Genomic DNA, 23,090 nt, shown 5'->3' on the forward strand with positions numbered 1-23,090 from the left:
CGACCTGCGTTTGAACGAGCCGCGTTATGCGTCCCTGCCAAACATCATGAAAGCCAAGAAGAAGCCTCTCGAAGTGCTGACTCCGGACGCTTTGGGCGTTTCCACCGCCTCCACCAACAAGACCGTGAAAGTCGAAGCGCCAGCTGCACGCAGCGCGGGTATCAAGGTCAAGTCGGTGGCTGAACTGGTCGAGAAACTGAAAAACGAAGCGAAGGTAATCTAATCATGACTATCTTGGTAATCGCTGAACACGACAACAAAGTAGTGGCCCCGGCCACCCTGAACACAGTGGCTGCTGCTGCCAAAATCGGCGGCGACATCCACGTGCTGGTTGCCGGCCAGAACGTTGGCGCCGTGGCTGAAGCCGCTGCGAAAATCGCTGGCGTGGCTAAAGTGCTGGTGGCCGACAACGCCGCCTACGCTCACCAACTGCCGGAAAACGTCGCGCCGCTGGTGGCTGAGCTGGGCGCTGGCTACAGCCACATCCTGGCTGCCGCCACTTCCAACGGCAAAAACATCCTGCCGCGCGTTGCCGCTCAGCTGGACGTTGACCAGATCTCCGAGATCATCTCGGTCGAAAGCGCTGACACCTTCAAGCGCCCGATCTACGCCGGTAACGCCATCGCTACCGTGCAATCGACTGCTGCAATCAAAGTGATCACTGTGCGTGCCACCGGTTTCGACCCGGTTGCTGCTGAAGGTGGTTCGGCTGCCGTTGAAGCGGTTGCGGCTGCTCACGACGCTGGCACTTCGAGCTTCGTTGGTGAAGAACTGGCCAAGTCCGATCGTCCGGAACTGACCGCTGCCAAAATCGTCGTTTCCGGCGGTCGCGGCATGCAGAATGGCGACAACTTCAAACACCTGTACGCCTTGGCCGACAAGCTGGGCGCTGCCGTCGGTGCTTCCCGCGCCGCGGTCGACGCAGGTTTTGTACCGAACGACATGCAGGTCGGTCAAACCGGCAAAATCGTTGCTCCACAGCTGTACATCGCCGTCGGTATCTCCGGCGCGATCCAGCACCTGGCCGGCATGAAAGACTCCAAAGTGATCGTTGCGATCAACAAGGACGAAGAAGCGCCGATCTTCCAGGTGGCCGATTACGGCCTGGTGGCGGACTTGTTCGAAGCCATCCCTGAGTTCGAGAAGCTGGTCTAATCCAGCTGCTTGACCTATAAAGAGCCCGACCTTTTGGTCGGGCTTTTTTTTTGCTCATCCGTAGGAGCGGTCGAGTGAAACGAGGCTGCGATCTTTTAACCAACAAAAAAAGCCCGCCAAGGCGTAAACCTTGGCGGGCTTTTTTGTGCCCGGACGCTTTAGAACGCGCCCATGTAATCGCGCTTGCCCACTTCCACACCATTGTGACGCAGCAATGCGTAAGCGGTGGTGACGTGAAAAAAGAACTGCGGCAGGCCGTAGCTCAGCAGGTAAGCCTGGCCGGTGAAGCGCTTCTCTTTCGGCGTGCCCTGGCGGGTGATGATTTCGATGCCTTCCTTGCCATTGATCTGCTCGGGCTTGATCTCGCCGATGTAGCCCAGAACCTTGGCGATCAGCGCTTGCAGCTCGGCGAAGGTGGTTTCGGTGTCGTCGTACTTCGGCAGTTCGACTTCGGCCAGACGCGAAGAAACGCCCTTGGCGAAATCTACGGCGATCTGCACCTGACGCACCAGCGGGAACATGTCCGGGTACAGGCGGGCTTGCAGGAAAGCGTTCGGATCGATGTTCTTGGCGGTGGCGTGGGCTTCAGCCTTGGTCAGAACGTTGCTCAGCGCGGTGAGCAGTTGCGTGAAAACCGGAACGGAAGCGTCATACAGGGAAATGGTCATGGCAGTCTCGTGTGGTAACAGGAGTGAAAAGTGGGTCGATTATAGCGATGCGCGACGCTCCTGCGACTTGTCTTTTATCCAGCAAGGATTAGGCTAGGCGGCTTCGACTGCAGGCTTCGACAGCAAAGGGAAAAGCGTGATGAGCACTGAGCAAGAAACCACCTTCGACGAGCCACGCCTCAACAGCACGGAAATCCGCATTCTGGGTTCGTTGATCGAGAAACAGGCCACCAGCCCGGAAACCTATCCGCTGACCCTCAATGCCTTGGTGATCGCCTGCAACCAGAAAACCAGCCGCGAGCCGGTGATGAACCTGACCCCGGGCCAGGTCGGCCAGAGCCTGCGCGCCCTTGAAGGTCGCGGATTCACCAAACTGGTAATGGGCAGCCGCGCCGACCGCTGGGAGCACAAAGTGGACAAGGCGCTGGAACTGGTGCCGGCGCAGGTGATTCTGACGGGCTTGCTGTTTCTGCGCGGCCCGCAGACGGTCAATGAACTGCTGACCCGCAGTGGCCGCATGCATGAATTCGAAGATGCCGAACAGGTGGTGCATCAGCTCGAACGGTTGATCGCTCGCGGTCTGGCGCTGCTGATTCCGCGCCAAGCCGGGCAACGTGAAGATCGCTACATGCATGCACTCGGTGATCCGGCGGACATCGAAGCGATCCTCGCGGCACGGCAGAACCCGGTGGAGCGTGGAGGCGGCAGCGGCGTCTCTGTTGAACGAATCGAAGAGCTTGAAGCGCGGATTGCAGCGCTGGAAGAGCGGCTGTCACGCCTGGAATAACCCGGCGTCACAGATCTAAATTGTGGGAGCGAGCTTGCTCGCGATAGCGGTGTGTCAGCCAAAATCTATCGTGACTGACACACCGCTATCGCGAGCAAGCTCGCTCCCACACTGGTTTCGTAGTGTTTGTTGGCTACTCGCCATCCCAGTAATCCACGCCGTCAGCCTGTCTGGCGATGGCGACGAAACCCGATGCATTGCCCTCGGCGTCGACCTTGAAGTCGTCCATCACCGCGTACTTGCCTGAGTCCGGGTACTCGCAGATTTCCGGCGACTGCTGGGTGCTGACAGCCAGGTAGCGCAGTTCACTGTCGCTGGTGTTGATGATCTGGTGCGCCGCTTCCGGACCGCCCGGCGGGCAGGCGATGACGTCGCCGGCGCGGATCGGGAAGCGCTCGGCACCGAGGCGGATCTGCCCTTCCCCGGCGACCACGTAGAACATTTCCTCGTTGACCCGATGACTGTGAAACGGACTGCCACGCATACCCGGCTCCAGCACGTACAAGCGATAACCGAGCTTCTGCGCCCCCAGTTGCTGGCCGACACGGGCCATGCGTTGTTGATAGCGGCCGGCGGTTTCCCCGGTGGGTGCCAGGGCTTCGGGCAGCGGTTCGAGTTCGACCTGGTTCAGGTTGAGGATGGCGGGGGGCATGGGAAACCTCGGTGTGGTGAGAGGGCAAGTCTTGGCTTGCTGGCCAGGAGTATAGGTCTGGCAAAGTCAAAAGATCGCAGCCTTCGGCAGCTCCTACGGGTGTACGCGCGTAGGAGCTGCCGAAGGCTGCGATCTTTAGCGGGGCAATCAGCTCCGGGCAAACTCTACCGCTTTCTTGAATTGCTCATCCGTCGGCCGCACGCCGGTGTACAGCACGAACTGCTCCAGCGCCTGGATGGCGATCACTTCCAGCCCGGTGATCACCCGCTTGCCCTCGGCACGACCGCGCACGATCAGCGGCGTTTCCGAGGGAATCGCCACTACATCGAAGATTGTTTCGGCAGCCGCGATGGTCTCGGCATCGAACGCCAGTTGCCCGGCCTCAGGCCCGCCAGACATACCGATCGGCGTGACGTTGATCAGCATGCGCGGACGTCGCGCGCCCAGTTCGGCTTGCCATTCATAGCCCAGCGATTGCGCCAGGGCCCGCCCGGCACCCTCGTTACGCGCCACGATCAGGCCATTTTGGTAACCGCCATCGCGCAAGGCACTGGCCACCGCTTTGGCCATGCCACCGCTGCCGCGCAGGGCAAAGGTCGAATCCTTGGGCACCTGATGCGTGTCCAGTAACTGCGCGATAGCGATGTAATCGGTGTTGTAGGCCTTGAGGTGGCCGTCGGTGTTGACGATGGTGTTGATCGATTGAATGGCCGCCGCCGATTCGTCCAGCTCATCGACCAGCGCAATGCAGGCCTCCTTGAACGGCATCGATACGCCACAACCACGAATACCCAAGGCGCGAATGCCACCCACGGCGCCCGTCAGGTCCTGGCTGCGGAATGCTTTGTAATAGAAATTCAGGCCCAACTGTTCGTACAGATGATTGTGAAAACGCAGGCCAAAGTTCCCGGGGCGCCCCGACAGGGACATGCACAGCTGGGTGTCTTTGTTAGGGTTCATCTGCATCAAAAATCTCCTTGGAGAGCACTTTCAGATGGACGGGATTCGCCAATCCATCAGGTCTGTTCGATCATGGTGGTGCGCTTGCGCAGGCCAGCACACGCGGGTAAATAAGCCGGTACAGACCTTACACAAAATTTACCCAGCGGCTGTGCTGATTTTCAGAAACATGCTGTCTTAGATGTATCCCCGCGACAATCCTTGGGTCTATTGCAGACGCAAGCGCCGGGGCGAAGAACCGAGGAATTATCATGATCCGTAAAATCCCCACAGTGGCCATGCTGATTGGTGTTTTTGCTATCGCAGGGCAGGCAGAGGCTGGCGGCGGTCACGGTTGGCAAGGGCCAGCGGTGTTTGGTGCGATTGTCGGCTCGGCCATCGTCGGTTCGGCCATCATCAACAGCAACCGTCCGGTCTATGTGCAGCAACCGGTCTATGCCCAACCGCAACCAGTGTATATCCAGCAACCGCCACCGGTTTATTACCAGCCGGCGCCTGTTTATGTGCAGCAACCGGTCTACTACGGCCCACCACCGGTTTACTACGGCCCACCCCGTGGGTATTACGGCCCGCCGCGCGGTTATTACGGCCATCCCCATGGTTATGGCCGCTGGTAAAGCTGCTTCGATTGCCGGGTGCATATCCGTTTCTGCGGTAACGGATATGCCCGCTCGTCGCCAAAGGTCTGAATAAATCTCCTCAAGGTCGCTGTCGGAACAGTGTCGACCGTTCAAATTGGCAAGATTAAGACTGATGCCATCCCGCACGAACGCGCAGATGGTCATATTTCTGTCATCTCAGGTCCGCAAGCTCGGAACTGTCCGCCAACAACAGGTTGATAACAACAAGGACGACCGCATGCCCACACAAAACCCGCACCGCAATATCGGCTTGTGTACCTCGAGCAAGGTGTACAACACGCTGACCGAACTCAAGCACCTGGAAGGCCACCGCAGCGCCAAGTTTCTCTCGCTGCTGGCAGAAAACCTGGTACGCAAAGGCCTGCTCAACGAGCAGGAAGTGGTGCACATGCTGGATCTGGTGGTCGATTGACCGACCGACGAGCGTCAATACTCACTGGCGTCAATGACGACTATTGAAAGCGTTGATTGTTCGTTAAAGCGGCCGGCCCGTAAGGTAACCCCATCAAGAGATGGAGGTACTTATGTCCCAGGTTCAGATCATGTCCGTTATTGGCAGCGCCGTTCCCGCCCCGCTTAGAGCGCTGGGATTGCTCGCCTGCTGGTATCTGGTGCAGGACGGCGAAGCGATCAGCGGCCCACTCACTTCGCTGACCGACGCCAAAGCCTTGTCACAGCGCCTCGGCACCGGTCGACTGAGTGCCTAAGGCAGCTGCACCCGCGGTTTGGTTTCGATGAAGATCGCCCAGCTCGACATGAACAGCGCCGCGATCAAGGGCCCGATTACGAAGCCGTTGAGGCCGAAAATGGCCAGGCCGCCGAGGGTCGAGATCAGGATCAGGTAGTCCGGCATCTTCGTATCCTTGCCCACCAGAATCGGGCGCAGTACGTTGTCCACCAGGCCAATCACGAACACCCCGAACAACCCCAGCACCACGCCCTGCCAGATCGCCCCGCTGAACAGGAAAAACGCCGCCACCGGCGCCCAGACGATCCCCGCCCCGACCGCGGGCAGCAACGAAAGAAACGCCATCAACACCGCCCAGAGCAACGCGCTCGGGATGTCCAGAAACCAGAATATCGCACCGCCCAATGCGCCTTGCGTGATGGCGACCAGCAGGTTGCCCTTTACCGTCGCGCGCACCACGCGGTTGAACTTGAGCTGCAAACGGCGTTTCTGGTGTTCTTCCAGCGGCACGGCAGAGCGGACCTTGCGCGCCAGTTCCGGGCCGTCGCGCAGGAAGAAGAACAACAGGTAAAGCATGATGAAAAATCCCACCACAAAATCAAACGTGCCCTGACCGAAACTGAAGGCTTTGTTGGCGATGAACTCGTTGCCCGTCACCGCACTCTTGATGATTTTTTCGCGCAATCCGTCCAGCTCGCCAACCCCGGCCCGATCCAGAATGTGTTGAAAGGACTGCGGCAGGCTGTGTTTGAAATGCGTCACATACCCGGCGATGTCCAGCTCCCCGCTTTCGATGCTCTTGTACACCGCGGCCCCTTCTTGAACGAGCAAGAAGCTGAGGATGATCACCGGCAAAATCGCGATGATCAGGCAGACGCTCAACGTCAGCAGCGAGGTGACGTTGCGCTGCCAGCCGAACTTCAGTTGCATCCGTCGTTGCATCGGTGCGAAGAGAATCCCGAGGATCACCGCCCAGAACACCGCGCCGTAAAACGGCAGCAGGATCCAGATGAACGCAACGGTCACCAGCCCCAGCAACACCACCAATGATTTGTTTTGTACCGTATCTTCGCTCATGTCCGATCCATGTCAGTCCGCAAGGGCGCACACTCTTGTACTCAAAAGCCGTGCTGATGCTTAGTCCGCCACGGGTCGCGCGAGTGCCATCCGTTTGTTCATCAAGCATAGATCCAGATCAATGAAAGCTGTGGGCATGTCGACTACCCTCGGCGGTTTTCGCGATCGACACGCCCATGACCCTGTTCACACCCGAGCTGCTCGCCCCTGCCGGCACCCTGAAAAACATGCGCTATGCCTTCGCCTACGGCGCCGATGCGGTGTACGCCGGCCAACCCCGCTACAGCCTGCGGGTGCGCAACAACGAATTCGACCACGCCAACCTGGCACTCGGCATTCGCGAGGCCCAGGCTCAGGGCAAGCGTTTCTACGTCGTGGTGAACATCGCCCCGCACAACGCCAAACTCAAAACCTTTCTCAAGGACCTGGAGCCGGTGATCGCGATGGCGCCGGATGCGCTGATCATGTCCGACCCGGGCCTGATCATGCTGGTGCGCCGGCACTTCCCGCAGATGCCGATTCACCTGTCGGTGCAGGCCAATACGGTCAACTGGGCGAGCGTCGAGTTCTGGCAGCAACAAGGTTTGAGCCGGATCATCCTGTCGCGGGAGCTGTCGCTCGAAGAAATCGCCGAAATCCGCCAGCAAGTGCCCGGCATGGAGCTGGAAGTGTTCGTCCACGGCGCGCTGTGCATGGCTTATTCCGGACGCTGCCTGCTGTCGGGCTACATGAACAAGCGCGATGCCAATCAGGGCAGTTGCACCAATGCCTGTCGCTGGAAATATTCTGCACAGGAGGCCACGGCGAATCAGCTCGGCGAAATCGTGCAGACCTTCCAGCCGGAACCGACCCTGGGGATCGGCGCGCCCACCGATCAGGTGTTCCTGTTGCAGGAAGCCAATCGCCCCGACGAACTGATGCCGGCTTTCGAAGACGAGCACGGCACCTACATCATGAACGCCAAGGACCTGCGCGCCGTGCAGCATGTCGAGCGCCTGACGCAGATGGGCGTGCACTCGCTGAAAATCGAAGGCCGGACCAAATCCCACTTCTATTGCGCCCGGACCACGCAGGTTTATCGGCAAGCGATCGACGACGCCGTGGCCGGTCGCGCGTTCGACCGCAACCTGATGACGGACCTGGAATCACTGGCGCAACGCGGTTACACCGAAGGATTCCTGCGCCGACATGTGCATGACGAATACCAGAACTACCAGCACGGCAGCTCGGTGTCGGAGCGCCAACAGTTTGTCGGTGAACTGACCGGCGAGCGGCGCGACCGGTTGGCCGAAGTCAAGGTGAAGAACCGGTTTGGCCTGGGTGATCACATGGAACTGATGACGCCCGAAGGCAACTTCCATTTCGATCTGCATCAGTTGCAGAACGTCAGAGGCGAGCCGATTGAAGTGGCGCCGGGGGACGGGCACACCGTGTACCTGCCGATTCCGGAGGCGCTGGATCTGCGGTTCGGGTTGTTGATGCGTGATGTTGGTAGATAGTTGAAGATCAAAAGATCGCAGGCTACGCCAGCTCCTACAGGGAAATGCGATCGGCGTAGGAGCTGGCGCAGCCTGCGATCTGTTGATTTAACCGCTCTGTGCGAACTCTTCTCGCAACATCGCCACGAACGCCTCTCGCGCCGGGTGCACCCCGGCGTTTTCATGCCAGTAAAACAGGTTTTCGATGGCGGTCAGCTCGGGGAATTCATAGCCCGTGCACCCCGCGCCTTTGGCGAACTGATCGAACACCCCTTTGGGCACCAGCGCCACCCCCGCCCCGGCGCTGACGCAACCGACAATCGCGCCGTAGCTGGCCAGGCTGACAATCGGCAACACCTGCCCTTGCCGTAATAACCAATGCTCCAGCGCCGCGCGATAGGGGCAACCCTGAGGCCACATGAACACGGTCTTGTCCTGCAAATCGGCGATGCCATGCACCGGCCCCAGGGACGTCGAGGCAATCAGCAACAGCTCTTCGTGGTACATCGGCGTGCGTTTGAGGTGCGAGCGCTCCACATCCACCGCAACAATGGCGCCGTCGAGACGGTGGCTGAGCGTGTCATCGAGCAATTGGCTCCAGCTGCCGGTGGTCAGCTCCAGCGCCACCGCCGGATAACGCTTGTGGAACTTGGCAAGCAAGCGCGGCAATCGACCGGTGGCCGAAGACTCGATGGCGCCGATGCGCAGCGGGCCGGACGGTTCGGCAGCGGGATCGACCGCGCGCTTGGCTTCAGCGGTCAGGGCGAGAATCTTCGAGGCGTACGCCAGGAAGGTCTGCCCTGACGGACTGATACGCAGCCCCCTGCCCTCGCGCAAAAACAGCGCGACGCCCAGCTCGGTCTCCAGCGCCTTGATCCGCGCCGTGATGTTCGACGGCACGCAATGCAGTAACTCGGCCGCCCGGGCGATGCTGCCAACGTCGGCAACGGTCTTGAACATGCGAATCTGCGCCAGCTCCATACATCACCTAAAGTGAACAGTTGACGCAGTATAAGTCAGTTGTGGTGAGCACTTCGAATTCTGATACTCGATGCATCTGCCCACAGGTGCCCGACCATGCAACCGCTCACAGCCGCCTACCCCTCCCGCATTAAAATCATTCTGGCCATGGCATTCGTCGTGGCGTGCTGGGGGTATTCGCCGACCGGCATTAATATTGGCTTGCAGGCCTACGACCCCGGGCACCTGGCGTTGCTGCGGTTTCTCCTGGCGTCGGCGTTCATGGCGGTAGTGGCGGCCTTCAGAGGCATCAGCCTGCCCAACCTTCGCGACTTGCCGCTGCTGTTCGGTCTCGGCTTTTTTGCGGTGAGCCTGCATCACGTGGCGCTCAATTTTGGCCAGCAAGGGGTCAGCGCCGGCGCATCCAGTGTGTTGGCGCAATCCACACCGTTGTTCAGCACGCTGCTGGCGCGCTTTGTGCTCAAGGACCGGGTCAGCGTCTGGCGCTGGAGCTGCGTTTTTCTAGGCTTGATCGGCGTGGTGATTGTGGTGGCCGGTGATCGCGGCGTGGGCAGCATCGACGCCCACGGTCTGTTGATCCTGCTGGCGGCAGTGTCCTGGAGTTTCTATTTTGCGCTGCAGAAGCATCACTCAGGGCGTTACGACGGGCTGACACTGGTGTGTTACACGGTGTGGTCGGGCACGGTGTTGTTATTGGTGTATTGGCCGGGGCTGGCGGCGCAAGTGCTCAATGCCCCGCTGCATGTGCAGATGGCGGTGCTGGCGCTGGGCGTGTTTCCAAGTGCGTTGGCCTACCTGGCGTGGGCGTTTGTGCTGGCGCACATTGATCTGACCCGCGCGACGATGACGCTGTATCTGGTGCCACCGACGGCGATGGGGATTGCGTCGTTGGCGCTGGGGGAACGGCCGACGGTGATGATTGTTGTGGGGGGTGTGGTGGTGCTGGTCAGTGTTTTGGCGTTGAATCTGGAGCGACGGCCGCTGGTGAATCCGGTGGCGGGTGTTTAGCCGGTATTTGCGTGAATGCCTCTGGCGCCTTCGCTGGCAAGCCAGCTCCCACAGGTTTTGTGTCGATCCAAAGGTTGGGGTTTGCATAAATCCACAGGGGTCTGTGCCGATCCAAATCTTGAAATCGACACAAACCCTGTGGGAGCTGGCTTGCCTGCGAAAAACGATAACGCGGTAAACCTGCCCACAACAAAAAACCCGGCACACTGGCCGGGTTTTGTTTATCGCCTGTCATCGGACAGCGGTGTCGGTTCATCCGCAGAAACAACGTCCTCATCCGCCGTCGGGTCCATCCAGTCTTCAGGCCGATCAGAATCCGCTTCAGCCGGGTCCCGCGAAGGGTTCATGCCCGGAGGCGCATCGTGATCCAGCGTCGGCTCATCAGTACCGGGCATGGGTCGGGTCGGGTCGGTCGTGAGGGTTCCACCCTGAAACGTTGATTGGTTAGCCATGACGCACCTCATTGATGAGGTCCAGCAAATCTGGGCCGTATTCGTTGGAAACAGGCACGTGTTCGGCGTGCTATCGAGTAGACAGACGGTTAACCGCGATCCGCCAGAAACCGGTCCCGGCTGTTGGTCAGGTGCAGCCACATCGCCGCACGCGCCGCGTCCGCATCCTGGCGCTTGATGGCGTTGAGAATCGCCTCGTGCTCAAGGTTGGCGAGCTGGCCGAGCTTGCTCAAGTCCGCCGCGCCCCGCTCGACGGCATTGACCCGGGTCCGGGGGATCATGGCGCTGCCCAGGTGCTGCATGATTTCGGTGAAGCACACATTGCCGGTGGCCTCGGCGATCAGCAGATGAAAACGCTTGTCGGCTTCGACGCAGCTGTCGTTATTGGCGAGCAGGCGCTGATAGTCGTCCAGCGCTTCGCGCATCTGCGCCAGCTGTTGCTCCGTGCGACGCATGGCCGCCAGCGCCGCGGCCTGGGTTTCCAGGCCCATGCGCAACTCCAGAATGCTGCGCACGCCCAGCGCCGTATCGACATTCAGTCGCAGTCCCTGCTCCGCCGCACGCTCAATGACAAACGTGCCGATGCCATGCCGGGTTTCCACCAGCCCGGACGCCTGCAACTTCGAGATCGCTTCGCGCACCACGGTGCGGCTGACCCCGTGCTCCTGAACGATGGTGTTCTCCGACGGCAGCTTGTCCCCGGGCAGCATCTGGCCGAGCAGGATGCTCTGGGTGAGTTTGGCGACCAGGTCATGAGCCAGGTTGTGGGAGCGCTTGCGCGCCGGCGCGTCTAGGTCTTCTTGCATGGCGATCATCCGGAAGCAGGGCTGACGGAATCGTAGCACTGCACTCGGTGTGAATCTTCAGAAAATGACAGCCAGCTTGTATGACAACACTCAAGATCGCGACTATTTAAAGCCAGATTCACATTTGCGGCGGAGAATACGAAGACTGATAACAGCGACGTACGGCTTGATATTGTTGAACCAAAGGTCTTGCAGGATGAAAAAACGCAGTTGTATGATGTCTATCAACACGCAACACCTAGCAACACCCCGCATAAAAATAATCAGTGGGAGAAAACCAAGTGAAACCATCCGTCTCAGGGATGCACGACGACGCCGATTCGGTGTTGAAGTCTGCCATCTCGAAAGTGAAACGCCACGTTCTGCCGCTGTTCGTAATCATGTTCATCGTCAACTACATCGACCGCGTGAACATCGGCTTCGTCCGCGCGCACATGGAACATGACTTGGGCATCGGCGCGGCCGCCTATGGCTTCGGTGCCGGCCTGTTCTTCATCGGTTACGCGCTGTTCGAAGTCCCCTCCAACATCCTCCTGCAAAAAGTCGGCGCGCGCATCTGGCTGACCCGCATCATGTTCACCTGGGGCATCGTCGCCACCTGCATGGCGTTTATCCAGAACGAAACCCACTTCTACATCCTGCGTTTTCTGCTGGGCGTGGCCGAAGCCGGGTTCTTTCCGGGGGTGATTTATTACTTCACGCGTTGGTTGCCTGGTGTGGAACGCGGCAAGGCGATTGCGATTTTCCTCAGCGGTTCGGCCATCGCTTCGTTGATCTCCGGCCCGCTGTCCGGCTTGCTCCTGCAAATCAGCGGGTTCGGCATGCACGGCTGGCAGTGGATGTATTTCATTGAAGGCATGTTCTCTGTCGGCCTCTGTGTGTTTGTCTGGTTCTGGCTCGACTCCAAACCCCACGACGCCAAATGGCTGAGCCGCGAAGAGCAGGACGCGCTGGTCAAAGCCATCGACGAAGAACAACTGGCCCGCGAAGCCGCAACCCCGATCAAACCGTCGCTGGGCACGCTGCTCAAGGATCGCCAGATCATCCTGTTCTGCCTGATCTACTTCTTCATTCAGCTGACCATTTATGCCGCGACCTTCTGGCTGCCGAGCATCATCAAGAAGATGGGCGACCTCAGCGACATTCAGGTCGGGCTGTTCAACTCGATCCCGTGGTTACTGTCGATTGTCGGCATGTACGCCTTCGCTTCGTTGTCGGCGAAATGGAAACACCAGCAAGCCTGGGTCGCCGCTGCCCTGCTGATCGCTGCCGCGGGGATGTTTATGTCCACCACCGGCGGGCCGATCTTCGCCTTCGTGGCGATCTGCTTCGCGGCGCTGGGTTTCAAATCGGCTTCTTCACTGTTCTGGCCGATTCCCCAGGCTTACCTCGATGCACGGATCGCCGCCGGTGTGATCGCGCTGATCAACTCGGTGGGCAACCTCGGCGGCTTCGTCGCGCCGACCACCTTCGGCCTGCTGGAAGAACACACCGGTTCGATTCAGGGCGGGCTGTACGGGTTGGCCGCGACCTCGATCATTGCCGCGATCATCGTCTTCGCCGCACGCAATACACCGAAACCTGCACCGGCCGTTGCGCTGGGCAAACCCACGCCTGAGCACGGTTTACAAGGATAAGAAAATGAACACACAAGACACTGCAAAAGCGCCGATCATCACCAGCATGCAAGTGGTGCCAGTGGCCGGTCACGATGGCATGCTGCTCAACCTGAGCGGCGCCCACGGCCCGTTTTTCACCCGCAACATCGTGATCCTCAAGGACAACGCCGGCCACACCGGGGTCGGTGAAGTGCCGGGCGGCGAACGGATTCGCCAGACCCTGGAAGACGCCCGCTCGCTGGTCGTCGGCAGCCCGATCGGTACGTATCAGAAGATCCTCAATCAAGTGCGCCAGACCTTCGCTGACCGCGATGCCGGCGGTCGCGGTTTGCAGACCTTCGACCTGCGCATCACCATTCACGCGGTCACCGGGCTGGAAGCGGCGTTGCTCGATTTGCTCGGTCAGCACCTCGACGTGCCGGTCGCGGCATTGCTTGGCGAAGGTCAGCAGCGTGATGAAGTGAAGATGCTGGGTTATCTGTTTTACGTCGGTGATCGCGATCAGACTGACCTGACCTATCGCAGCGAACCGGAGGCGGACAATGACTGGTTCCGCGTGCGTCACGAAAAAGCCATGACCGCCGACGCCGTGGTGCGCCTCGCTGAAGCGGCTCACGCTCGTTATGGCTTCAAGGACTTCAAACTCAAGGGCGGCGTGTTGAGCGGCGATGAGGAAATCCAGGCCGTCACCGCTTTGGCCGAACGCTTCCCGGATGCGCGCATCACCCTCGATCCAAACGGTGCCTGGTCGCTCAAAGAAGCGATCCGCCTGTGCCGCGACCAACATCATGTGCTGGCTTACGCCGAAGATCCCTGCGGCGCGGAAAACGGTTATTCCGGCCGCGAAGTCATGGCAGAGTTTCGTCGCGCGACGGGGCTGAAAACCGCGACCAACATGATCGCCACCGACTGGCGGGAAATGGGCCACGCGATCCAGTTGCAGTCGGTGGACATCCCGCTGGCTGACCCGCATTTCTGGACCATGCAGGGCTCGGTGCGGGTGGCGCAGATGTGCCATGAATGGGGCCTGACCTGGGGTTCGCATTCCAACAACCACTTCGACATTTCCCTGGCGATGTTCACCCACGTCGCGGCCGCGGCACCGGGTGAAATCACTGCGATCGACACCCACTGGATCTGGCAGGACGGCCAGCGCCTGACCAAGGCGCCGCTGCAAATCGTCGACGGTTGCGTGCAAGTGCCGAAAAAACCGGGTCTGGGCGTGGAGCTGGACATGGATCAGCTGGCCAAGGCCCATGAGCTGTACAAAGGCATGGGGCTGGGTGCGCGGGATGACAGCGTGGCGATGCAGTTCCTGATTCCGGGGTGGACCTTCGATAACAAGCGGCCGTGCCTGGTGCGCTGACCCTCCAGCAACACAGAAATCCTGTGGGAGCGAGCCTGCTCGCGAAGAGGCTGTCACCTTCGACATTCATGTTGAATGACACACCGCATTCGCGAGCAGGCTCGCTCCCACAGGGGGAGTGGTGTTTTCATCTATGCCGTCAGCAGCCAACCCTTGAACGCCGCCATTGCCGACGTTTCCGCACGCGATTGCAAGCGGGTCAACCAATAGCAGCCGGTGGTGATGCCGATGGCGAACGGTTGCTCGATGACACCGGCCGCCAGTTGCCGGGCGAACATCAGCGGTGGCGCCAATGCCACTCCTGCGCCTTGCAGCGCTGCCTCCATCATCGCCAGTGACGAATCGAAAACGATGCTCCGGGGCGCAGCGACGTGAGCCGGGAGGCCAGTTGCCTGAAACCACTCGGGCCATTCGTCGGTGCGGTAAGAGCGCAACAGCGTTTGCTGCAACAGATCGACCGGGGAGTGCAATTGCCGGGCAATCCCGGGCACGCACAGCACTGACAACGGCGCCTCGATCAACCGCACAGCTTCAATCCCGTGCCACGCCCCGGCACCAAAGCGAATCGCGTAATCCAGCCCTTCAGCCGCCACGTCGACTCGATTGTTGTTGGTCGACAGGCGTAAATCTATGTACGGATGTTTCATCTGGAAGTCAGCCAATCGCGGCAACAACCAACCCACCGCGAAGGTGCCCACCGCCCCCACCGTCAGCACTTCACGAAAATGCCCACCCTCGAAACGCCCCAGTGTTTCAGCGATGCGGTCGAAGGATTCGCGCAGCACCGGCAACAAGGTCTCCCCTTCACTGGTTAGCATCAGGCCACGGGGCAGGCGTTTGAACAGCGTGACGCCGAGCTGGGCCTCCAGGCTTTTCACCTGATGACTCACCGCGGCCTGGGTGACGCACAATTCCACCGCCGCCCGGGTAAAACTCAGGTGCCGCGCGGAAGCTTCGAAGGCGCGCAATGCATTGAGGGGTAATTGAGGCCGGATCATGCCTTCTCCCTAGTTTTTCTAATGGCTCATGCTATTTATGGTTGTTTGTCGATTGTCGCCGCAGTGAATAGATTTGCCACGCTCATCGGCGCACCGATGGCAAAACCGCTCGGAGTGTAACGGGTACACCCGGCGAAAACTTAGGGACAGCAACTCAATCATGCACAACTTCAAGCTCGGCAAGGTCTTGTCCTACAGCGCTTTCTCACTGCTACTCGGCACCGGTGACTGTTTCGCCGCAAACCCTACCGACCAGCAGATCGACGCGGCGGTCAAAGACGCGGTGTTACCGGTCATGCAACAACAGAACATTCCGGGCATGGCCGTCGCGGTGACCCTCAACGGCAAAGCGCACTACTTCAGCTACGGCGTGGCCTCGAAGGAAACCGGCGCGGCAGTCAGCGAAAATACGCTGTTCGAGATCGGTTCGGTGAGCAAGACCTTCACCGCCACCCTCGCCGCCTACGCCCAGGCCAGCGGCAAACTGTCCATGGCCGACAACGCCAGTCGTGTCCTGCCGGCGTTGCGTGGCAGCGCGTTCGACCACATCAGCGTGCTGCAACTGGGCACCTACACCGCCGGCGGCCTGCCCCTGCAATTCCCCGATGAATACGATTCGGCGGACAAGATGCTCGGCTATTTCAAACACTGGAAACCGGTTCACCCCGCTGGCAGCCATCGACAGTATTCGAACCCCAGCCTGGGGTTGTTCGGCTATCTCGCGGCCCACAGCCTGGGTCAGCCATTTGACGTCGCAATGGAAAAAACCTTGCTGCCCAAATTCAACTTGCAGCACACCTTCCTCAAGGTGCCGCCGCAACACATGGCGCGCTACGCTCAGGGTTACAACAAGGAGGATAAGCCGGCGCGGGTCGGGCCGGGCGCACTGGCTTCAGAGGCGTACGGCCTGAAGACCAGCGCCTCGGACCTGCTGCGCTACGTCGAAGCAAACATGAAACCGTCGGCCCTTGAAGTGCCAATGCAGCAGGCAATCGCCGCAACGCATACGGGCTATTACACGGTGGATGACATGACTCAGGGCCTGGGCTGGGAACGCTACCCCTACCCAATCCCCCTCGAAAAACTGCTCGCCGGCAATTCGGCGCAGATGACCTACGAACCCCATGAAGTCCAGTGGCTGAACCCGCCGCAACCGCAACCGCAAAACGCACTGTTCAACAAGACCGGCTCCACCAGCGGCTTTGGCGCTTACGTGGCGTATGTGCCGTCGCTGGACGTCGGCATCGTAATCCTGGCGAATAAAAACTACCCGAATCCGGAGCGGATCAAGATTGCGCATGCGATCTTCAGCAAATTGACTCACTAATCCAGCACTGCTGCCCTCCTGTGGGAGCGAGCCTGCTCGCGAAAGCGGTCTTTCAGTCAGCAAAATTGTGACTGAGACAACGCCTTCGCGAGCAGGCTCGCTCCCACAGGGTAAGCGGTGCATACAAAAATGGGCGACCCGTTGCGGTCGCCCATTTTCGCTTGCGAAACGCCATTGACGAGTGCAGACCAATATGTCCATTATGGACAAATACATCCACATCACTCGTGATCAGGGGCTGGACAATGAAAAAAACAATGTGCCTGGGCGTTGCATTGGCAATGTGTGTCACGAGTGCGCTGGCGGAGGATAAACCCCTGCGCATCGGCATTGAGGCGGCCTATCCGCCATTCGCTTTCAAAACGGCCGACGGTAGCATCGGCGGGTTTGACTACGACATCGGCAATGCTTTATGCGCGCAAATGCAAACGAAGTGTGTCTGGGTCGAACAGGAATTCGACGGCCTGATCCCATCGCTGAAAGTGCGCAAAATCGACGCGGTGATTTCCTCGATGCTGATCACTGAAGAGCGCAAGCGCTCGGTGACTTTCACCGACAAATACTATTCGAGCCCCGCCAGATTGGTGATGAAGACCGGTACGCGGGTAGATGACGATTTCAACCAGCTCAAGGGCAAGCGCATTGGTGTGCAACGCGGTACGTCCCAGGACCGCTACGCCACCGACAAGCTGCAACCGCTAGGCGCGGAAATCGTCCGCTACGGCTCGCAGTCGGAAATCTACCTGGACATGCAGTCCAACCGGCTCGACGGCACGATCGCCAATGCCGCACCGCTGCAAGAAGGCTTCCTCAAAACCCCGCAAGGCCAAGGCTTCGCCTTTGTCGGACCGGAGTTGCGCAACAAGGAATACTTTGGCGAAGGCACCGGCATAGCGGTGAACAAGGGCAACACCGAGCTGGCCCAGCGTTTCAATGTGGCGATCAAGGCCCTGCGTGCGGACGGCACTTACCAGCAAGTGGAAAAGAAATACTTCGACTACAACCTCTACGGCGAGTGAATCCCGGCTTGGTGGAGCAACCTGCATGACAGTCATCGACACCCTGATCCGTAACGCCACGCTCATTGATGGAACCGGCGCGCCGCCCTATGTCGGTGATGTTGCGGTGGTTGATGGCAGGATTCATGCGATCGGTGATTTGGCCGGCCTCGAGGCCCAAAACGTGATTGATGCGCGCGGCAAAGTCCTCAGCCCGGGCTTTATCGATGTGCACACCCATGATGATCTGGCGCTGTTCAAGCAACCGGCGATGTTGCCGAAAATCTGCCAGGGCGTGACTACGGTCATTGTCGGCAACTGCGGGATCAGTGCAGCCGGTGTTCGCCTTCGCGGTGACCCGCCGGACCCGATGAACCTTCTCGGCGAAGCAGCGGATTTCAAGTACCCGGATTTCAGTGACTACGCGGCAGCCATCGAAGCGACGCGTCCAGCGGTGAATGTCGCGGCGCTGGTGGGGCATACCGCGTTGCGCGCCAACCATATGGAGCGGTTTGACCGCCCCGCGACACCCCGCGAACTCGACGCCATGCGCGCAGACCTCGAAGCGGCCCTGGCACACGGCGCACTGGGACTGAGCACCGGCCTGGCCTACCGCAATGCCCTGCAAGCGCCAACGAGCGAAGTTGATTTCCTGGCGGCCACTTTGCGTGATGCCGGGGCGATTTACGTGAGTCATATTCGATCTGAAGATGACGAGATCATCGAAGCGATCGACGAAGCCATCGACATAGGTCGCGACGCACGGGTGCCGGTCATCATCTCTCACCTCAAATGCGCCGGGCGCGCAAACTGGGGCCGCAGCGAGGCGATCGTTGCGAAGATTGAAAACGCCCGGCAGCAACATCCGGTGGGCTGTGACTGTTATCCCTATGCCGCCAGCTCGACCACCATCGACCCGCGCATCGTCGACGAAAGCTTCAGGATCCAGATCACCTGGTCAACACCGCACCCGGAAATGGCTGGCAAAGACCTCAAGGACATCGCCGGGCTCTGGGGCCTTTCCCAGGTCGATGCCGCGCAACGACTGGAGCCGGGCGGCGCGATTTATCACGAAATGGATGAGGCTGATGTTTCGCGCATCCTCGCGTATCCGCACACCATGATCGGCTCTGATGGTTTACCTAACGATCCGCGACCCCATCCGCGACTGTGGGGCACATTTCCTCGGGTATTGGGCCATTACAGTCGCGACCAGGGACTGTTCCCGTTGCAGGAAGCGGTTCGCAAAATGACTGGACTGCCAGCCGAACGGTTTGGCCTGCGTGATCGCGGTCGGCTCAACGTGGGCGCCTGTGCCGACCTCGTTTTGTTCGATGCCATGGACATTCACGACTGTGCGACGTTTGAACAACCAACGCGGCAGCCCAAGGGTATCGAATCGGTGTGGGTCAATGGCGTGCTTTCGTACAGCCAGGGCCAGAGTACCGGAGCGCGGAACGGGCAATTTATTCGTCGTTGAGTGGTGCGAGGGATGAGAGCTGCGCAGCCGAACCCGGGCTGCGCCAGCTGTCAAAGCAATGATCTTTAATCGTCGGGCATTTCAGGCGGCTTGGCGGGTTTCCCCGGCTTCACCGGTTTGGCACCTTTGGCCGCTGGCGCTTCAGGGGCGGGCGTCGAGACCACCGCCGCTTTCGCTTCTTTCTCGGCCATAGGCATCTGGTCTATCGCGCTGAAAATCGCCTTCAGATCAACTGCATCCGATTGCTCGAGTTTCTTTTCACCGTCCTTGCCCACCAGAATCACTTTGGTCTTCGGCCCTGCCCCAAGCTTCAACGAGCGGATCAAGGCCGCCGTGTCCTGGGGGCCCAGGTCTTTGCCTTCGCGCTGGCCCATCAGGTTGAGCACGGTGTAGAGCACCATGTTCCGGTCGGTGAATTCTTTGCGATTGGCCGGCTCATCCAGGGATTTTTTCAGGCTGACCCAGGTCGGATCGACCGTGCTCGGCGCGATGACAATCAGCGGCCGCGACCTGCCCTTGTCCATGTCCAGCGGTGAGTCGCCATCGGCGGCGAGCAAGGGGCCGGCAATCGCCAGCAGGGTTGTCAGGGTCAATGACCTGATGAGCATGCGCATCTCCTTTTGATATCCACGCTCTAATGATTGCGCATCGCGGCGATCGTTCCGGGTGAGGCAGCGCAATTGTGTGTCGCCTTGATCCAAGCTTAGGTCAGGGCGGTCATTGCGCAACAGGCTGGGTCAGGCGCAGATCAAAACGCCAGTTTGTAGCCGATCAGCACCAGCATCGTCGCCAGGCATGGACGCAACACCTCATCGGAGATGCGCCCGGTCAAGTGGCTGCCCAGGTAAATCCCCGGCAGCGAACCGATCAGCAGGAAACCCAGCACGTGCCAGTCCATGTTGCCCATGCTCGCGTGGCCGAGGCCGGCGACGAGGGTCAGGGGCACGGCGTGGGCGATTTCCGTGCCGACCAGACGGCGTGTCGGCAGCAGCGGGTACAGGATGAACAACGCCACGGTGCCGAGGGCGCCCGCGCCGATTGAGGTCAGGGCAACCATGGTGCCGAGGACCAGACCGGTGATCACGGTCAGCGCGTTCAAGCGTTTGCCGCTCGGGTTGTAAGTGCCACCCGCGCGCTTGTGGGCGAAATCGAGCAAGCGTTTCTTGAAGAAGATCGCCAGTGCCGTGGCAAACAGCACAAAACCCAGCGCCTGTTTGATGATCGCGTTCATCGCGTCGGGTGAGGTTTGCAAACTGCTGAGGAACCACAGCGTCAGCGCCACCGCCGGCACACTGCCCAGGGTCAGCCAGCCGGTGATGGCCCAGTCGATGTTGTTGTTCTTGCGGTGGACCAGCACGCCACTCGATTTGGTGATCGCCGCGTACAGCAGGTCCGTGCCCACCGCCGTCGCCGGATTGATGCCGAACCACAGCAGGATCGGCGTCATCAGCGAGCCACCGCCCACGCCGGTCATGCCGACAATGAAACCCACCACTAAACCCGCAATGACCAAACCGAAGTTAACGAGATCCATTAACACGCCCGCAAAAAACGCATGAAAAAACTGGCCCGCAGCATAGCGATTTTTCTTATAACCACTTATATCGATGCGGTCTATCGTTATGCCCGTTCACACCCCATCTCTGTGGGGCTAGCCTTTGTGGCGAGCGAGCTTGCTCGCGCTGGGTTGCGTAGCGGCCCTGTTTTGTGAGTGCTGTGCACTCAAGCGCGAGCAAGCTCGCTCGCCACAAAGGTTCGTCAAAAAGTTTTACTGGACGGGCAGGAAATTGAGGAACAGCAGGCTCTGCGCGTAATTCAGGCCGATGCGCCGGTAGCGTTCGTCGAGCATCTGGGTCAGCAGATCCAGACGCGCCACGACTTTTCCGAATTCCACGGCAAAACTCAGGTTGCTGCCCTCCTCCGAAATCTCGTTGGAGAACAGCAACGGCTCGCCGTTTTTGTTCTGTCTCTGACTCAGGATCCAGGTGGCTTTCTCGATGTTGCGCGCGGCGTTGTTGACGAAGGTCGGGTTGATCGCATCGGTCATGTAGAACTCCAGCCGGTTGCCGTGAGCGGTGACCAGCATGCTGCCGATGGCGTAGATGAAGGCCCCGACCCGGTCACCGAGAAATTCGGGACTCATGGCGTAGCTCAACGCCGCCAGGTCCTTCTTGCCCCCCAGCGTCGGCAACGGCTCTTGCTGTTCAATCGCCAGACGCACCTGTTTGCCCGCAGTGCGCGCGTCGAGGAAACCGGATTTTTTCAGCTCTTGCGGGTTGCGCAGGTAGAGCTTGCTCATGAGCAGGTAGAGGCTGTCGAGGTTGTCGCGCATCGCCAGGGTGGCCATGCGGTCGACGCTGGTCTGGAGGAATTCCTGGGGCCGGCCTTCGCGAAACTGGCTGACCACGTCACGGCCTTGCTGCTGGCTGCAACCACTGGTGAACAACATCGACAGCACAGCGAGCAGCAGGCAAAAGCGGCGGACAGTCACAGCGGTGCGGGGTAAAACTCGGGCCATGGGTGCTTGAACTTGGCATGGGCCGGCGGTGGGGATCGCCGCAGGCTGGCCAAGGATAGAGCCGTGGATTGCGAAAAAGTGCAGTGCCGGCAGTCCATAAATCTGAAGGGCCGACATATTAGTCAGACTTTATTTACGCAAAACCGCGAATTCAGGCTATAAATCCTTCCGATCCGTTTTCACATCGATCACTAGTATGACTACTTCTCCAAAAACAAAAAAAGGAAGGTTAACCATGCTTCAATCCCGATTCCCGCTTTGCGTCCTCGGACTGTCTCTTATGATTGCCACCCTCTCGGCCCAGGCTGCCGGTCTGTCCAGCGAACACAAAGCCTTCGGCAAAACCAGCGACGGTACGCCGGTGGAGCAATACGTGTTGCGCAACAGCCACGGCATGCAGGCGACTGTCATCACCTACGGCGCAACGCTGCAGGCGCTGCAAGTGCCGGACAAGAACGGCAAGCTCGAAGATGTCGTGCTCGGGTTCGACGACGTACAGGGTTATCAGAGCGGCAAGGCTTACTTTGGCGCGACCATCGGGCGCTTCGGCAATCGCCTGGCCAATGGTGCGTTCGAACTCGACGGCAAGCGTTTTCAGGTGCCGCAAAATGACGGCTCGAATTCGCTGCACGGCGGGCCGCACGGTTTTGACAAACAGGTGTGGAAAGCCGAACCGGCCAAGGGCAAGGATTCGGTGGGGGTGACCCTGACCTACCTGTCGGCGGACGGTGAAATGGGCTTTCCCGGCAACCTCAAGACCGAGGTCACTTACAGCCTCAACGACAACAACGAGTTGCGCATCGAGTACAAGGCTTCCACCGACAAACCCACCGTGCTCAACCTGACCAACCACAGTTACTTCAACCTGGCGGGCGCGGGCAACGGCGACGTGCTGCAACAACTCGCAACCTTGCACGCGAGCCATTACACACCGGTCAACGGCAAGTTGATTCCGACCGGGGAATTGGCACCGGTGGCCGGTACGCCGATGGACTTTACCCAACCGACCGCCATCGGGAAGAACATCAAGGCGAATCATCCGCAGCTGAAATTCGCCGAACCGAAACAGGGTGGTTTTGATTTCAACTGGGTGCTGGATGCCAAGGGTGATGTGGGCAAATTGGCTGCCGACGTCAGTGACCCGCAGTCCGGACGCCGCTTGCAGCTTTACACCACTGAGCCGGGTGTGCAGTTTTACACCAGCAATTTCCTTGATGGTTCGGTCAAGGGCAAGGCTGGCAAGACCTACGCGCACTGGAGTGCGTTTACGCTGGAGACGCAGCATTATCCGGATGCGCCGAATCATCCGGACTTTCCTTCTACGCGGCTGGATCCGGGGAACACTTATAGCCAGAGTACGGTGTTGAAGTTTTCTGCCGACTGACCCATTGGGCGTCTGTTTTGTCAGGTTTGTCGGGTGGGTGCAGATCC

At 59.7% G+C, this 23,090-nt stretch carries 24 protein-coding genes and 1 pseudogene; 14 read left to right on the plus strand and 11 right to left on the minus strand.

All coding sequences use genetic code 11. From position 1 onward, the window contains the following. Positions 1-223: pseudogene (locus tag F8N62_RS26290) on the plus strand (electron transfer flavoprotein subunit beta/FixA family protein); the annotation flags it as partial. A gap of 2 nt (positions 224-225) precedes the next feature. Continuing rightward, positions 226-1,155, plus strand: a complete 930-nt coding sequence (locus F8N62_RS26295) for an electron transfer flavoprotein subunit alpha/FixB family protein (RefSeq protein WP_150713045.1) — start codon at positions 226-228, stop codon at positions 1,153-1,155. Positions 1,156-1,313: 158 nt separating this feature from the next. Here F8N62_RS26295 and F8N62_RS26300 read toward each other — a convergent pair whose 3' ends face one another. Continuing rightward, on the minus strand, positions 1,314-1,823 hold the full coding sequence (locus F8N62_RS26300; protein ID WP_150712558.1) for a DUF1993 family protein: 510 nt from the start codon (positions 1,821-1,823) through the stop codon (positions 1,314-1,316). A gap of 139 nt (positions 1,824-1,962) precedes the next feature. Between F8N62_RS26300 and F8N62_RS26305 the strand changes: the two genes are divergently transcribed. Then, a complete protein-coding gene (locus F8N62_RS26305; protein WP_150713406.1) occupies positions 1,963-2,610 on the plus strand; it encodes a YceH family protein in 648 nt (215 codons plus the stop codon). 133 nt (positions 2,611-2,743) lie between these two features. Here the strand turns inward: F8N62_RS26305 and F8N62_RS26310 are convergent, their stop codons facing one another. Together F8N62_RS26310 and F8N62_RS26315 are read right to left on the minus strand one after the other, a co-directional pair. Continuing rightward, positions 2,744-3,262: a cupin domain-containing protein gene (locus F8N62_RS26310; protein ID WP_150713407.1), complete on the minus strand. Its 519-nt coding sequence runs from the start codon at positions 3,260-3,262 to the stop codon at positions 2,744-2,746. A gap of 147 nt (positions 3,263-3,409) precedes the next feature. Further along, the gene (locus tag F8N62_RS26315; protein WP_150713408.1) at positions 3,410-4,228 is read right to left on the minus strand and encodes a shikimate 5-dehydrogenase; all 819 of its coding nucleotides are present in this window, start codon (positions 4,226-4,228) and stop codon (positions 3,410-3,412) included. A 245-nt stretch (positions 4,229-4,473) separates the two neighbouring features. On the opposite strand from F8N62_RS26315, the gene F8N62_RS26320 reads away from it, so the two are divergent. The 3 genes from F8N62_RS26320 to F8N62_RS26330 all read left to right on the plus strand — a co-directional run bounded on the left by F8N62_RS26320 (position 4,474) and on the right by F8N62_RS26330 (position 5,570). Next, positions 4,474-4,839 (plus strand): hypothetical protein, encoded by a 366-nt coding sequence (locus tag F8N62_RS26320; protein ID WP_150713409.1) that lies wholly within the window; start codon positions 4,474-4,476, stop codon positions 4,837-4,839. A 241-nt stretch (positions 4,840-5,080) separates the two neighbouring features. Continuing rightward, positions 5,081-5,275: a hypothetical protein gene (locus F8N62_RS26325; protein WP_150713410.1), complete on the plus strand. Its 195-nt coding sequence runs from the start codon at positions 5,081-5,083 to the stop codon at positions 5,273-5,275. A 112-nt stretch (positions 5,276-5,387) separates the two neighbouring features. Continuing rightward, positions 5,388-5,570: a hypothetical protein gene (locus tag F8N62_RS26330; RefSeq protein WP_150713411.1), complete on the plus strand. Its 183-nt coding sequence runs from the start codon at positions 5,388-5,390 to the stop codon at positions 5,568-5,570. Here F8N62_RS26330 and F8N62_RS26335 read toward each other — a convergent pair. After that, the gene (locus tag F8N62_RS26335; protein ID WP_150713412.1) at positions 5,567-6,628 is read right to left on the minus strand and encodes an AI-2E family transporter; all 1,062 of its coding nucleotides are present in this window, start codon (positions 6,626-6,628) and stop codon (positions 5,567-5,569) included. The two genes, F8N62_RS26330 and F8N62_RS26335, sit on opposite strands and share 4 nt — an antisense overlap. Positions 6,629-6,804: 176 nt before the next feature. On the opposite strand from F8N62_RS26335, the gene yegQ reads away from it, so the two are divergent. After that, positions 6,805-8,127 (plus strand): tRNA 5-hydroxyuridine modification protein YegQ, encoded by a 1,323-nt coding sequence (yegQ, locus tag F8N62_RS26340; RefSeq protein ID WP_150713413.1) that lies wholly within the window; start codon positions 6,805-6,807, stop codon positions 8,125-8,127. A gap of 87 nt (positions 8,128-8,214) precedes the next feature. On the opposite strand, the gene F8N62_RS26345 is transcribed toward yegQ, so the two are convergent. Then, complete coding sequence (locus F8N62_RS26345) at positions 8,215-9,087, minus strand: LysR family transcriptional regulator (protein WP_150713414.1); 873 nt, start codon at positions 9,085-9,087, stop codon at positions 8,215-8,217. Positions 9,088-9,183: 96 nt separating this feature from the next. Here F8N62_RS26345 and F8N62_RS26350 point away from each other — a divergent pair, with 96 nt between their 5' ends. Beyond that, on the plus strand, positions 9,184-10,095 hold the full coding sequence (locus F8N62_RS26350; protein ID WP_150713415.1) for a DMT family transporter: 912 nt from the start codon (positions 9,184-9,186) through the stop codon (positions 10,093-10,095). A gap of 221 nt (positions 10,096-10,316) precedes the next feature. On the opposite strand, the gene F8N62_RS26355 is transcribed toward F8N62_RS26350, so the two are convergent. After that, positions 10,317-10,547, minus strand: a complete 231-nt coding sequence (locus tag F8N62_RS26355; RefSeq protein WP_150713416.1) for a hypothetical protein — start codon at positions 10,545-10,547, stop codon at positions 10,317-10,319. 89 nt (positions 10,548-10,636) lie between these two features. Next, the gene (locus tag F8N62_RS26360) at positions 10,637-11,353 is read right to left on the minus strand and encodes a FadR/GntR family transcriptional regulator (RefSeq protein ID WP_150713417.1); all 717 of its coding nucleotides are present in this window, start codon (positions 11,351-11,353) and stop codon (positions 10,637-10,639) included. Positions 11,354-11,634: 281 nt separating this feature from the next. On the opposite strand from F8N62_RS26360, the gene F8N62_RS26365 reads away from it, so the two are divergent. Beyond that, positions 11,635-12,990: an MFS transporter gene (locus tag F8N62_RS26365; protein WP_150713418.1), complete on the plus strand. Its 1,356-nt coding sequence runs from the start codon at positions 11,635-11,637 to the stop codon at positions 12,988-12,990. 4 nt (positions 12,991-12,994) lie between these two features. Next, complete coding sequence (gene gudD, locus F8N62_RS26370; protein ID WP_150713419.1) at positions 12,995-14,338, plus strand: glucarate dehydratase; 1,344 nt, start codon at positions 12,995-12,997, stop codon at positions 14,336-14,338. Positions 14,339-14,469: 131 nt separating this feature from the next. Here the strand turns inward: gudD and F8N62_RS26380 are convergent, their stop codons facing one another. Next, positions 14,470-15,336 carry a LysR family transcriptional regulator gene (locus F8N62_RS26380; RefSeq protein WP_150713420.1) on the minus strand — a complete coding sequence of 289 codons (867 nt, stop codon included), beginning with the start codon at positions 15,334-15,336 and terminating at the stop codon, positions 14,470-14,472. A 160-nt stretch (positions 15,337-15,496) separates the two neighbouring features. On the opposite strand from F8N62_RS26380, the gene ampC reads away from it, so the two are divergent. The 3 genes from ampC (at position 15,497) to F8N62_RS26395 (ending at position 19,141) form a co-directional block, all read left to right on the plus strand. After that, the gene (gene ampC, locus F8N62_RS26385) at positions 15,497-16,663 is read left to right on the plus strand and encodes a class C beta-lactamase (protein ID WP_150713421.1); all 1,167 of its coding nucleotides are present in this window, start codon (positions 15,497-15,499) and stop codon (positions 16,661-16,663) included. Between the two features lie 245 nt (positions 16,664-16,908). Beyond that, entirely contained in the window at positions 16,909-17,682 is a 774-nt protein-coding gene (locus F8N62_RS26390; protein WP_150713422.1) for an ABC transporter substrate-binding protein, read from the plus strand. Between the two features lie 25 nt (positions 17,683-17,707). Next, a complete protein-coding gene (locus F8N62_RS26395) occupies positions 17,708-19,141 on the plus strand; it encodes an N-acyl-D-amino-acid deacylase family protein (RefSeq protein WP_150713423.1) in 1,434 nt (477 codons plus the stop codon). 65 nt (positions 19,142-19,206) lie between these two features. On the opposite strand, the gene F8N62_RS26400 is transcribed toward F8N62_RS26395, so the two are convergent. The 3 genes from F8N62_RS26400 to F8N62_RS26410 form a co-directional block, all read right to left on the minus strand. Continuing rightward, on the minus strand, positions 19,207-19,749 hold the full coding sequence (locus F8N62_RS26400; protein WP_150713424.1) for a DUF4174 domain-containing protein: 543 nt from the start codon (positions 19,747-19,749) through the stop codon (positions 19,207-19,209). A gap of 140 nt (positions 19,750-19,889) precedes the next feature. Next, a complete protein-coding gene (locus F8N62_RS26405) occupies positions 19,890-20,675 on the minus strand; it encodes a sulfite exporter TauE/SafE family protein (RefSeq protein ID WP_150713425.1) in 786 nt (261 codons plus the stop codon). Positions 20,676-20,909: 234 nt separating this feature from the next. Further along, entirely contained in the window at positions 20,910-21,659 is a 750-nt protein-coding gene (locus F8N62_RS26410; RefSeq protein ID WP_150713426.1) for a hypothetical protein, read from the minus strand. A 235-nt stretch (positions 21,660-21,894) separates the two neighbouring features. On the opposite strand from F8N62_RS26410, the gene F8N62_RS26415 reads away from it, so the two are divergent. Then, a complete protein-coding gene (locus tag F8N62_RS26415) occupies positions 21,895-23,043 on the plus strand; it encodes an aldose epimerase family protein (RefSeq protein WP_150713427.1) in 1,149 nt (382 codons plus the stop codon). Positions 23,044-23,090: the final 47 nt, after the last annotated feature.

Origin of the sequence: Pseudomonas fluorescens, from assembly GCF_902497785.1 — a bacterium.
Taxonomy (GTDB): domain Bacteria; phylum Pseudomonadota; class Gammaproteobacteria; order Pseudomonadales; family Pseudomonadaceae; genus Aquipseudomonas; species Aquipseudomonas fluorescens_BO.